The 11,090-nt window shown below is 64.8% G+C and carries 12 protein-coding genes; 4 read left to right on the forward strand and 8 right to left on the reverse strand.

Annotation, left to right across the window (positions count from 1 at the left end):
- Window positions 1–17: 17 nt before the first annotated feature.
- Both cbiE and cobM read left to right on the forward strand, forming a co-directional pair.
- On the forward strand, window positions 18–1,310 hold the full coding sequence (gene cbiE / locus GLW01_RS10015) for a precorrin-6y C5,15-methyltransferase (decarboxylating) subunit CbiE (protein ID WP_160898960.1): 1,293 nt from the start codon (window positions 18–20) through the stop codon (window positions 1,308–1,310).
- The gene (cobM, locus tag GLW01_RS10020) at window positions 1,307–2,062 is read left to right on the forward strand and encodes a precorrin-4 C(11)-methyltransferase (RefSeq protein ID WP_160898961.1); all 756 of its coding nucleotides are present in this window, start codon (window positions 1,307–1,309) and stop codon (window positions 2,060–2,062) included. The genes cbiE and cobM overlap by 4 nt, the downstream gene beginning before the upstream one ends.
- Here cobM and cobG read toward each other — a convergent pair.
- The 3 genes from cobG to GLW01_RS10035 all read right to left on the reverse strand — a co-directional run bounded on the left by cobG (window position 2,038) and on the right by GLW01_RS10035 (window position 4,732).
- A complete protein-coding gene (gene cobG / locus GLW01_RS10025) occupies window positions 2,038–3,387 on the reverse strand; it encodes a precorrin-3B synthase (RefSeq protein ID WP_160898962.1) in 1,350 nt (449 codons plus the stop codon). The genes cobM and cobG overlap by 25 nt on opposite strands.
- A 93-nt stretch (window positions 3,388–3,480) precedes the next feature.
- Window positions 3,481–4,149, reverse strand: a complete 669-nt coding sequence (locus GLW01_RS15520; protein WP_202405667.1) for a PEP-CTERM sorting domain-containing protein — start codon at window positions 4,147–4,149, stop codon at window positions 3,481–3,483.
- Window positions 4,150–4,324: 175 nt separating this feature from the next.
- Entirely contained in the window at window positions 4,325–4,732 is a 408-nt protein-coding gene (locus GLW01_RS10035; protein WP_095615915.1) for an acyl-CoA thioesterase, read from the reverse strand.
- A gap of 157 nt (window positions 4,733–4,889) precedes the next feature.
- Here GLW01_RS10035 and phoU point away from each other — a divergent pair, with 157 nt between their 5' ends.
- Window positions 4,890–5,645: a phosphate signaling complex protein PhoU gene (gene phoU / locus GLW01_RS10040; RefSeq protein ID WP_160898963.1), complete on the forward strand. Its 756-nt coding sequence runs from the start codon at window positions 4,890–4,892 to the stop codon at window positions 5,643–5,645.
- An 18-nt stretch (window positions 5,646–5,663) separates the two neighbouring features.
- Here phoU and GLW01_RS10045 read toward each other — a convergent pair whose 3' ends face one another.
- The 5 genes from GLW01_RS10045 to mnmH form a co-directional block, all read right to left on the reverse strand.
- Complete coding sequence (locus GLW01_RS10045; protein ID WP_151439808.1) at window positions 5,664–6,017, reverse strand: histidine triad nucleotide-binding protein; 354 nt, start codon at window positions 6,015–6,017, stop codon at window positions 5,664–5,666.
- 18 nt (window positions 6,018–6,035) lie between these two features.
- Window positions 6,036–7,316: an FAD-dependent monooxygenase gene (locus tag GLW01_RS10050; RefSeq protein WP_160898964.1), complete on the reverse strand. Its 1,281-nt coding sequence runs from the start codon at window positions 7,314–7,316 to the stop codon at window positions 6,036–6,038.
- Between the two features lie 40 nt (window positions 7,317–7,356).
- Window positions 7,357–7,884 carry an aminoacyl-tRNA deacylase gene (locus tag GLW01_RS10055; protein WP_151439810.1) on the reverse strand — a complete coding sequence of 176 codons (528 nt, stop codon included), beginning with the start codon at window positions 7,882–7,884 and terminating at the stop codon, window positions 7,357–7,359.
- 108 nt (window positions 7,885–7,992) lie between these two features.
- Window positions 7,993–8,829: a mechanosensitive ion channel family protein gene (locus GLW01_RS10060; protein WP_151439811.1), complete on the reverse strand. Its 837-nt coding sequence runs from the start codon at window positions 8,827–8,829 to the stop codon at window positions 7,993–7,995.
- On the reverse strand, window positions 8,830–9,969 hold the full coding sequence (gene mnmH, locus GLW01_RS10065) for a tRNA 2-selenouridine(34) synthase MnmH (RefSeq protein ID WP_160898965.1): 1,140 nt from the start codon (window positions 9,967–9,969) through the stop codon (window positions 8,830–8,832).
- 90 nt (window positions 9,970–10,059) lie between these two features.
- Here mnmH and GLW01_RS10070 point away from each other — a divergent pair, with 90 nt between their 5' ends.
- Window positions 10,060–10,731 carry a class I SAM-dependent methyltransferase gene (locus tag GLW01_RS10070; protein WP_160898966.1) on the forward strand — a complete coding sequence of 224 codons (672 nt, stop codon included), beginning with the start codon at window positions 10,060–10,062 and terminating at the stop codon, window positions 10,729–10,731.
- The last annotated feature ends 359 nt before the right edge of the window (window positions 10,732–11,090 follow it).

The raw sequence follows: 11,090 nt of genomic DNA on the forward strand, positions 1-11,090 counted from the left end.
GTTGCCGGAGTCGGGAAATGGATGAAAAACGGGATTATACAGTGAGCGCGGAGAACACGTCTTGTGGCGAGCCGGGAACGCAACGCTGGCTGAGCGTTGTGGGGCTGTCCGAGGCTGGCTGGGACGCGCTGGGTGAGGCGGCCCGGGCGGCGGTAACCGGGGCGGAATTCGTGATCGGGGGCCAGCGCCATCTGGATCACCTGCCGGCCATTTCAGGCCAGCAGCGGGAAGCCTGGCCGTCGCCGTTCAGTGAGGGCATTGAACGGATACGCCAGTGGCAGGGGCGGCCGGTCTGTGTGCTCGCCAGTGGTGACCCGTTCTGGTACGGAGTGGGGGCGACGCTGGCGCGCACTTTCCCGCCGGAGGTGATGGCCTGCCATCCGGGGCCGTCCGCCTTTTCGCTGGCGGCCGCGCGCCTGGGGTGGCCGCTGCAGTCGGTTCACTGTCACTCGCTGGTGGCGCGGGATCCGGACCGGTTGCGGATGGCGCTTGCGCCCGATCGGCGGCTGCTGGTGCTCAGCAGTGATGAACAGAGCCCGGCGGTGGTCTGTCGGCTGCTCACGGACAGTGGTTACGGCGTCAGCCGGGTGACAGTACTCGAGGCCTTGGGTGGGCCGGAGGAACGGATACTTGAGACCACGGCGCAGCAAGGTCTGGCGCAGGCGCCTGCCCGCCTGAATACCCTGGCTATCGAATGCCGGCTCGCCGAAGGGGCAACGCCGGTCTCCAGGGTGCCGGGGCGGGCCAATGGGGCCTTCCTGCAGGACGGCCAGATCTCGCAGCCGGAGATCCGGGCGGTGGTCATGGCGCAACTGGCGCCCCAGGGCGGGGAGCATCTCTGGGATCTGGGCGCCGGTTCCGGCGCGGTGGCCGTGGAATGGCTCCTGGCGGACCCGGCCAACAGGGCGACCGCGGTTGAACGGCGCCCGGAGCGGCTGGCAAACGTTCGGGAGAATGCGCGCCTGCATGGCGTGGGCCACCTGGAGACCCGGGAGGGAGATCTCCTTGGGGCGATGCCCGCGCTGGCGCAACCGGACGCAGTCTTCATCGGGGGCGGTGCCAGTGGGGAGGGCGTGATTGATGCCGCCTGGTCCGCTTTGGCAGCTGGGGGCCGCTGTGTGGCGACGGCGGTAACCCTTGAAGGCGAAGCCGCGCTGATGGCGGCCCGGGAGCGGTTCGGCGGGCAACTGACACGCCTCTCGGTGGACCGCACGGAGCCGCTGGGGCGGTTCAATGGCTGGCAGTCGGACCGGCCGATCACGATATGGTTCATCACCAAACCATCACAGGCAGGGGAAGGAAGAGCATGACGGTACACTTCATCGGGGCCGGCCCGGGTGCCCCGGATCTGATCACGCTGCGGGCAAGGGACCGCATCGCCGCCTGCCCGGTCTGCCTCTACGCGGGTTCGATCATCCCGGAGGAAGTGCTTGCCCATGCGCCGGAGGACGCATGGCTGATCAACACAGCCTCCATGGCGCTGGATGACATCATCGGCGAAATCCAGAAAGCCCACAACGAGGGTCTGGACGTGGCCCGCCTCCACTCCGGGGACCTGGCCATCTACTCGGCGGTGGCGGAGCAGCTGCGCCGGCTGCGGGAGCTGGCCATTCCGTACGAGCTGACCCCCGGCGTCCCCGCCTTTTCAGCGGCGGCGGCCGTACTGGGCCAGGAGCTGACCATGCCCGGTGTCGCCCAGAGCCTGGTGCTCACACGGACCCAGGGGCGCGCCTCCTCCATGCCGGAAGGCGAAACCCTGGAGGCCTATGCGGCCACCGGTACCACCCTGGCCATTCATCTGTCGCTGCACACGCTGGATTCGGTGGTGCAACGGCTGACCCCCTTTTACGGCGCCGCCTGCCCGGCGGCGGTGGTCTTCCGCGCCAGCCGGCCGGATGAGCAGGTGCTGCGGGCGCCGCTCGGGCGGCTGGCGGAGGATCTTGAGCGCATCCCGGAGAAGCGTTCAGCGATCATCCTTGTGGGTCCGGCGCTCGGGGAGACGGATTTCTGCAACAGTGCCCTCTACGACCCGGCCCATCATCGCCTGTTCCGGGATGCCTGAGCCACGCGTACCAGGGACTGGACCAGGGGTTCGTCACCGGGGCTGTTCAGTGCTGCTGTACTGACCAGGGCGCGCAGCGTATCCGGGACCTCCTCCGGCAGCAGGCCGCTTGCGATCCGGTGGCCTTCCTCCTCGGGCAGGGCCCGGTCGTCGAGCACCAGGTCGTAGCGCCCCTCCCGGGCGACCAGCACCACAGGGGCCCTGCCGGGGTGGGCGCAGCCCTTGGGGCATCCGGAAACGTGGACCAGACTACGCCCGTCGAAGAGTTCCGGCACCTGTTCAGCCCAGTCCAGGGCATCCCGGCGTGTTGCGGTGCTGCCCGAGGCACAGCCCGGCATTCCGGGGCAGGCAATGGCCGAGAGTCGGGGATCGCCCGGGGTGTGGATCAGTTCCGGCGCTTCCGCAAGCCCGGGGTTGGTGACCGGGCCATGGGGCATGATCAGGCATCGCTGGGGCGTGATCCTCAGTGTGCTGTTGTGCGCTTCCAGCTGTTCCGCGATCAGCCGGGCGCTGTTGGTGCCCAGGCACCCGAGGGCGACACCCAGAACCGTGCCGGCCCTGGTCCGGCCGGGTTCCGGAGCCGGTGGATGGTCCGCCGTAACGCCACCGGGCCGGCTGAGATCACGCAGCCCCGCGAAGGGCGAACTGCCGGAGGCATCAATGAGCTGCCGCATCCGCCTTGCCGGCGTGATCAGTCGCTGGCGCTCTTCGAGGAAGATCAGGGCCAGCTCGACCAGGACATCCACCACCTGCGATGGCTTACAGTTGCCCAGGCTTTGAGCCGTGGCGGAGGTGCCGGCCAGGCCGATGCAGTAACGGGTGCCTTCCGGCGTTGAAACCGCATCCGCTCGGATATCCCCGTCCGCATCAGCCAGATGGGTCAGCCCTCCGCCGTTGAAAACGAAGCGGAACTTGGGCGGCAACGCCCGGAAACGGTCATCGCTGATGAGCCTCTGATCGAGAGCACGGGCTTGAGGGGCAGGGTCGATCAGGGCCTGTGGATCCAGGTCCGCAGCGGCACTGCACTGGATGTTGCGGACCGCTTCGGACGCCGCTGGTTCAACCGCCAGGCCAGCATCCACCAGTGTTGCTGTCAGCTCGGCCTCGGCCTCCTCGGCGAGGCCCCGAAGCTGCAGGTTGCCCCTGCCGGTGATCTCGATCAGGCCGGATCCGTGCTCATCCGCCAGCGCCGCCACCCGCCTGAGACCTGATGGTGTCAGGCGGCCATCGATCAGCCGGATCCTCGACAGGAGCCCGTCGCCGCTGGCCATCGGGTTGCCGGCGGAAGGGCAGGCGCCACGGCGGTAGTGATCCGGAATGGGCATGATCAAGGTGTTGGGTTGTGTACGAAGGCTCAGGATAGGCCCGAAAGGCGGTGAAAAGAAAGACCGCCGCAGTTGCGGCGGTCGTCCCCCGGGTTACTGGGCGCGCTGGCGTCGGCCCAGACCCAGGCCCAGAAGCCCCAGACCCATCAGGCCAAGCGTGGCGGGTTCCGGAACCTGCGCTACCCGGCGGGCGTACAGGCTCAGGTTGGAAAGGGCGGAGCCGCCTTCCTCTGCGGCGCTGAGATCAGGGCCATTGTTGCCGCCCTCGTTCACCCAGGGGATGAAGAAGGTGCCGCTGAGTGTGCTGGCCCCTTGGGTATCATCGAAGTAGTAGGCCGCCCAGCCTGGATTGTTCGAAGCCTTGGTGACGACGAAGAAGCTGGCCCAGTTGCTGACGTCGCCGGAGTAGGACCAGTCACCCTGGTTCTGGTTGAGGTCCGCGCTCAGTAGGTCGGAGCCGGCATCATCGATCTTGGCGATGAAATCCCAGTTGTCGCCGTTCCAGGCCAGTGGTGCGCTGTTCGGCAGCAGCTGGCTGGGGTTGCCCCCGTAGGCGCCAAAACAGTTTGTGGCATCGGCGTTGTTGGCGGTTACGTTGCCTGTGCTGATGATGTAGGCACCGCCACTGCTGCAGCTGTGAGCATCATTGAGACCGGTGCCGCTGTCGAAGGTGTAGGGTGCCGCCATGGCGGCTGCAGGCAGCAGCAGAAAACCCATGACAAGGGCACGTGATGAATGGGGTATGGATGTGGGCTTTTGCATGACTCTGACTCCCTGAATCCCTGCCGGGATGGCAGATCGGACAGAGAGAGGAATGCATGAAGCGTGCACAGAGGCTCTTTCATCTGCGCAATCATACAGATGGTCATGCGCCAGCCATCTACGAGACGGCCAATGTGTAAAAAAATCTGACAGATAGGGCCAGCCGGGCTCCCGGCTAGAGCTTCTGGGCCGGCTCGGGCACTTCGCGGATCCGGCCATGCTCATCGATGGCCACGCTCACGAACTGCGCCTCGGTTACCTTGCGCGCATGCTGCTCGGTCTGGTCACGGGTCCATACCTCCACCCGTATCTTCATGGAGCTCCGGCCAATGTCCTCCAGGTGGGTGTAGAAGGCCACCTCGGCGCCAAGTCGCACGGGCGACAGGAACTCCATGCCTTCCATGGCGACGGTTGCGGTCCGGCCGCGCGCCAGTCGGCCGGCTGCGGTGGCGCTGGCCAGATCCATCTTGTTGACCAGCCAGCCGGCGTAGATATCGCCGTTATTGTTGGTGTCGGAGGCCATGGTGACCAGCTGCAGCGTCAGTTCACCACGGGGTTGGGGTTTGTCGGGTTGTGTTTTCATGGGTGTCTGTCCGATGCTTCAGTCAGGATGCGTTGCGGGCCAGTATAGCCCCATCAGCGGCATTTGCGATGTGGCTTGAGGCGTGGCCTGATGTCATGGAACTGTCACACATCTGTCTTATCCTTCCCGTGGGTGACACATTGTCAGAGGCACAATAATGGTAAGTGATCGAGAGAACTATTCCCGCCACATTTCCCAGCGGTTCAATGATGAGCTGAGTGAACTCAAGAACCAGCTGCTTGAAATGGGCGGACTGGTCGAGAAACAGATTGGCGAGGCGGTTGAGGCGCTCGTCAGCAATGATGCGGATAAAGCGCAGGCCGTGCGTGACCGTGATCGCGAGGTGGACGACATGGAGCGCCGCCTTGATGAGGAGGCCATACAGGTGATCGCGCTGCGCCAGCCGGCCGCCAGTGACCTGCGCCTGGTCATGTCCGTGGTCAAGATGGTGGCGGACCTTGAGCGCATTGGCGACGAGGCCAAGAAGATCGCACGCCTGGCGCTGGAGATGTCAGATGAGATGGATGACAGCATGAGCCAGCGCCGTTTCGTGGAGGTGCGCAATATCAGCGGCCATGTCCGGGCCATGGTGCGCAATGCCCTGGATGCCTTCGCGCGCTTTGATACCGAGAGCGCCCTGAACGTGATGCGCGAGGATGAGTCCGTGGACGAGGAATACAAGAGTTCCGCACGCGCGCTGGTCACGCACATGATGGAGGATCCGCGTGGTATCGGGCTCTGTCTCAACCAGATGTGGACGCTGCGGGCTCTGGAGCGGGTCGGTGACCACGCGGACAACCTGGCCGAGCAGGTGATCTACCTGGTCCGCGGTATGGACGTGCGCCATCGGCCGCTTTCCGAGACGGAACGGGAACTTGACGCTGACGGCAACGATTCGGGAAGCGCGGGCTGACCACCCGCGCCATGTGCCTCAGCCGTTGGGGAAGGGGGGCCAGCCCAGTGCCTTGCCACCGATCAGGTGCAGGTGGATGTGGTACACGGACTGGCCGCCGTGTTCGTTGCAGTTCATGACCGTACGGAAACCGTCCCCGTCGATGCCTTCCTCCTTGGCAATCCGGGCGGCGACGGTATAGAGGTGCCCGACCGTCTTCTCATCCTCTTCGGTGATGTCGTTGACCGTTGGGATGGCCTTTTTCGGGATGATCAGGATGTGTACCGGCGCCTGCGGGTTGATGTCCCGGAAGGCCAGGCACTGGTCGTCCTCGTGCACGATATCGGCGGGGATTTCACGGTTGATGATGCGGCTGAAGATGCTTTCGGACATGGGTTCCTCGCTTGGTTGTCAGGCCAGTCGTTTCAGCAGTGATTCAATGGGCGCGGGCAGCTGCTCGTCAATCCCCATGGCATAGCGGGTGACCCGTTCGCGCGCGAATGGCACCCGGCCCGCCAGCCCCAGGCCCAGGGTGCGCGCCAGATGCAGTGGCGGGGTGGTGTTGCTGAACAGATGGTAGAACAGGTCCATAGCGTCCATCATCAGGCGGTTGCGGGGGCGGCGCTCCGCCTCGTAGGCGGCCAGCACTCGCGCCTTCCCGGGGTCACTCTGAGCGCCCGCCGTGCCCAGGCTGCGCGCCAGCGCGGCTGCGTCCTGGAAGCCGAGATTGACGCCCTGCCCGGCCAGTGGGTTGATGGTGTGGGCGGCGTCCCCGACCAGCACAACACGCCCATGGGCGTATTGGTGGGCATGTTCGCGTGCGATGGGAAAACGGCCCCGCGCCGGAGCGGCCTCGGGGTCCGGCAGCTCCAGTGGAAAGGTTCTGCGTATGGCGGCCAGGAGTCGGTCTTCCTCCATGGCCATCAGTTCATCCAGGGTTTCCGGCTGGTCGTACCAGACCAGTGAGCCCCAGGCGCTGCCATCCGCTTCGGGCAACGGCAGGTAGGCTTTGGGTCCCTGGGGGGTGAACATCTGCCAGGTGATGGTCTGGGCCGGCGGTGCATGGCGGATGTTGATGACCATGGCCTGCTGGCGGTACTGCGTGCGGCTGGTCCCGATGCCGGCCAGGCGCCGTGTTACGGAACTGGCCCCGTCCGCACCCACGACCAGAGCCACACGCAGCGTCTCACCGCCTTCCAGTGTGAGCGTGACGCCGTCTTCTGTCTGCTCCAGCGCCTGGAGTGATGCCGGGCAGAACCGGGTAATGCCGGTCTGCTGGCCCATCCGTTCCCAAAGGGCCCAGCGGGTTACGCGGTTCTCGACGATATGGCCCAGATGGTCGCGTCCGAGCCGGGCGGCGTTGAACTCGGTGCGTGCCTGCTGGGCCAGCAGCCGGCCGCCGGGCATGCTGGCGAGCGGTCCCGAGGCGGCCTCCCAGACCGCCAGCCGCTGGAAGGGCGCCATGCGCATTTCCTCCATGGCGGGCCATACGCCCAGCCCGCGCAGCCAGGCTTCGCTGCCGGCGCTCAGGGCGGAGACGCGCAGGTCGGGGTCGCTGTCGCTGGCGGGCGCTTCCGGGGCACTGGGTTCGATGACGGCCACGCGCCAGCCGCCGGCTGCGCAGGCCAGTGCCAGGGCGGCGCCAACCATGCCGGCGCCGATCACGGCGATGTCGTGCTCGTGTTCACTCATGAGCGCAGTCTACGCCAGAGTGAACGACGGCAACAGGGGCTCAGCCGGCCTTGCGCGAGCGTCCGGGCCTGCCGGCGAGCCAGGCGGGACGACGGGCACCGGGCCGCAGGAAGCCCTGGCTGATGACCACCGGCTGGGCCAGTGCCAGGTAATCCCTTGTGGCGATCTGCATGGCCTCGGTATGGCTGCCCGCGGCGAAGGTGATTTCCGGCTGTTCCGCAAGGGTTTCGCTGCAGTAGGCCGTCATCCCGAAGAGGTTGCCGAAGGGGGGCATGGCACCGACTTCGCAGTCCGGGAAGCGGTCCGTGAAGTCCGCTTCATCCGCCAGTTCCACGAAGTCCGTATAGAGTACCTCCATCATCCGGTCCCAGCGGATCCGGAAGCTGGCTGGCATCACCAGCATGGCCATGCGTCCGTCCAGCTCGATGATGACCGTCTTGGCAACCTGGTCACCGGGCACGTTGCAGTGATGGGCAAGGGACTGGGCAGTGAAACCGGGGGGATGGCTCAGGCACTGGTACTCGGCACCGTGGGCCTTCAGGTGTTCAATCAGGGTCTGTACGGGCATGGCAACACCTCCTGGCATGGGGCTGTGACCCATGGATCCGGGGATCCTGATCTCAGGCTAGACCAACCCCGCCGGAGGTGTCCCGCAAAAAGGTTACATTTTGTACAATCAGCCCGCAGACTGGTAGTGGTGCACATCCCGCTGCGGATAGGGAATGGTGATGCCGTTCTGGTCGAAGGCCACCTTGATCTGTTCAAGCATGTGCCAGTAGCAGAACCAGAGGTCATCCCCATTGGCCCAGATGCGGACCTTGAGATCCACTGAGCTGTCACCGAGATCGCCCACCACGATCATCGGTTCCGGATCACGCAGGATGCGCTCATCCGTTGCCAGGGTCTTCTGGATAACCTCGCGGGCCTTCTGGATGTCATCGGTGTAGCTGATACCGATGGTCATATCCACACGGCGGTTCGGGTAGGCGCTGTAATTGGTCAGACTGGCGTTGGAGAGCGACGCATTGGGCATCACCACCTGGCGGTTGTCGAAAGTGTCCACCACGGTGTACAGGATCTGGATTTCCTTGACCGTGCCCAGAAAGCCCTGGGCCTCGATGACGTCGCCAACCTTGAATGGCTTGAAGATGAGGATGAGGACACCGCCGGCGAAGTTCGCGAGACTGCCCTGGAGGGCCAGACCGACGGCCAGGCCGGCGGCACCAAGGACGGCAATGAAGGAGGTCGTCGCGATACCGACCATGGATGCGACGGAGATCAACAGGATGATCTTGAACAGGATGGAAACCAGACCGGTCACAAAACGCCCGAGGGTTGGATCCTTGGCGGTCAGTTTCCTGTCGAGGGCGGTGACGAACCGGTTGATCAGCCACAGGCCGACGACCAGCGTGATGACGGCCAGCAACAGCTGCGGCAGGTAATTCATGGCCATGCCTGCGGCCATGGATGTCAGCTCCTGGAGCTGTTCCGTATCCGGGATCATGCTTTCCATTCAGGCGCTCCTTATGGATTCTTGTTCTGTCAGCGGTTGCGTGTTGGCGTCCACCGCCCACTCAACCAGTTCGTCGAATCCGCCCTGTTTCAGAACACGGCCATCGCGCTGGTTGAGCTGGTAATCGTACATTGGATCGTAATAGTCCGTCAGCAGCGTCCGGATCCAGTCACGGTGGCGGTCCAGGTCGCCGGACTGCCACTGTTGCGACAGGGCCTCCTGCATTACCGCTTCCAGCTGCTGGTGGCGCAGTCCGCCCAGGCGCTTGCGGATACGGCCGAGTGCATCCAACAGAAAACCACGGAAGGCTTCAAAGCCAGTCTCCATTCCGTCGCGTTCCATGAAGGCTCTAGTCATGTCGATGACGTAGTCCTCCAGAATGTTCTCGACACGCGTTGCCAATGGCTGTTCGAGCACCATCCGGGGGGATTCGCCCAGACGCTTCTGCAGAGGTACGGGCAGTACGCGCCGGCCGATCAGTCGCCCCTCATCCTCCACATGGATGGGGCCGCCACGGGCGTGGGCCTGGTAGAGTGCCGTGGCCAAGGCGTTCTCGAAGCTGGCCTGGGTGGGCTGGGGGGTGAGCGTGCGCCCGAAGCTGGAGCCGCGGTGTGCGGCCAGTCCTTCCAGGTCCACGGGGTTGGGAAGCTGATGGAGCAGCCGCGTCTTGCCGGTACCGGTGCGTCCAGCGACCACCATCAGGGGCAGCCCGGGGATCCGGTTTTCGATCAGCTCATCCAGCACGAAGCGCCGCAGTGACTTGTAGCCCCCTTCAACCCGGGGGATGGTGACGCCGGCCTCATGCAGCCACTGCTGCACGATACGGGAACGCAGGCCACCCCTGGAGCAGTACAGTCGAGCCTCCGGGTGACGGTTCGCGAAGTCCACCCACTTGGCAATCCTGGCCTCGCGCACCTGGCCTCCGACCAGTTCATGGCCGAGCTCGATGGCCGCATTCTGACCGGCTTCCTTGTAGCGGATGCCCACCTGCTGGCGCTCGGAGTCGGTCATGAGAGGCAGGTTGTGCGCGTTGGGCAGCGTGCTCTCGGCGAACTCTACAGGCGCGCGTACGTCCAGGAACGGGCGCCCCTCGCGCAGCAGTTCGGCATAGTCGTTGGTAAGCGGGAGTTCGGAGGCCACGGTGATGATTCCGTTGTTGCAGTGAGTGCACAGTCTAACCCAGCTCCCGGCGCTTTACGCTACCCGGCGGGCCGGCTAGTATGCGCTGCCATGGAAAAGATCCCCCTCGATGCCCTGTTGCAGCGCAGCCTGCCACGTGCCCGGACCTGCTGGAGCCGGCCCGCCGGTTGCCCGGGGATCGAACTCTGTCTGTTTGATCCCGACTGCCTGGAGGGCCCGCTCAGCCACGAGGAGGCGCAGCTGGTTGTGGCCGAACCGGCCTATTGGTCGTTCTGCTGGGCCAGTGGCCAGGTGATGGCCCAGTGGCTGCTGGACAATCCGGAGCGCGTCGCCGGGCGGCGGGTGCTTGATTTCGGGTGTGGTTGCGGGATTGTGGCCATTGCCGCTGCCATGGCGGGCGCCCGGGAGGTCATTGCGGCGGACATTGATCCGGACGCGCTCGCGGCCACTGACATCAATGCCCGCCGCAACGGCGTGACGGTGACACTGGCCGGAGACTGGCGCGATGAGGCTCGCCCCGAGGTGCTTCTGGCCGCTGACGTACTCTATGATCCGGAGAATCGCCCCATGCTGTGGGATTTCCAGGCCGGTGCGGATGCGGTTCTGATGGCGGACTCGCGGCTTCGGCATCTTGGCAATGAGGATTACCGGCTGATCACCACGGTGGAAGGGCGGACCTGGCCGGACCTCAACGAGTTTGAGGAGTTCAACCGGGTAAGGCTGTATTGGGCTCCGGGGGGCGGGCTGGACGGCGCTGCATAAAAAAGGGATGGCCGTGGCCATCCCTCAAACTGGCGAAACGCTTTCCGACGAAAGCGGTGGGCGTCCTGCCCGTTTACCACCTCCTGTGAATCCATCTACGGCCTTCCCTGGCCAGCCGGCATCCGAGCCGGCCTTCTGGTTCAGCGTCCCTCAAGCATTACATCCCTTTATTCCATGCTTCCCCTCAGCTCCTCTGAGGAAACCATCCCTGTAACGTCCTTTCCCTGTCGTCCGCTGACAGTTGAAACAATACCAACTCAGGGACGGTTGTTGAGTGGGTCAATACCGACGGGCTGTCCGCTTCCAGTCACCCGGCTCATTAAAGCCTTTCATAATCAGTATCATACGAAGTTAAATCA

This window comes from Vreelandella halophila (genome assembly GCF_009856365.1).
GTDB lineage: Bacteria > Pseudomonadota > Gammaproteobacteria > Pseudomonadales > Oleiphilaceae > Halospina > Halospina utahensis_B.

Excerpts from the sequence above, each read along its gene's own strand:
- GLW01_RS10055 (WP_151439810.1), bottom strand. The coding sequence starts at position 7,884 with ATGCCCGTACAGACCCTGATTGAACACCTGAAGGCCCACGGTGCCGAG.
- cbiE (WP_160898960.1), top strand. The coding sequence starts at position 18 with ATGGATGAAAAACGGGATTATACAGTGAGCGCGGAGAACACGTCTTGT.
- GLW01_RS10045 (WP_151439808.1), bottom strand. The coding sequence starts at position 6,017 with ATGTCCGAAAGCATCTTCAGCCGCATCATCAACCGTGAAATCCCCGCC.
- GLW01_RS15520 (WP_202405667.1), bottom strand. The coding sequence starts at position 4,149 with ATGCAAAAGCCCACATCCATACCCCATTCATCACGTGCCCTTGTCATG.
- GLW01_RS10050 (WP_160898964.1), bottom strand. The coding sequence starts at position 7,316 with ATGAGTGAACACGAGCACGACATCGCCGTGATCGGCGCCGGCATGGTT.
- cobG (WP_160898962.1), bottom strand. The coding sequence starts at position 3,387 with ATGCCCATTCCGGATCACTACCGCCGTGGCGCCTGCCCTTCCGCCGGC.
- GLW01_RS10060 (WP_151439811.1), bottom strand. The coding sequence starts at position 8,829 with ATGGAAAGCATGATCCCGGATACGGAACAGCTCCAGGAGCTGACATCC.
- phoU (WP_160898963.1), top strand. The coding sequence starts at position 4,890 with ATGGTAAGTGATCGAGAGAACTATTCCCGCCACATTTCCCAGCGGTTC.
- GLW01_RS10035 (WP_095615915.1), bottom strand. The coding sequence starts at position 4,732 with ATGAAAACACAACCCGACAAACCCCAACCCCGTGGTGAACTGACGCTG.
- cobM (WP_160898961.1), top strand. The coding sequence starts at position 1,307 with ATGACGGTACACTTCATCGGGGCCGGCCCGGGTGCCCCGGATCTGATC.
- GLW01_RS10070 (WP_160898966.1), top strand. The coding sequence starts at position 10,060 with ATGGAAAAGATCCCCCTCGATGCCCTGTTGCAGCGCAGCCTGCCACGT.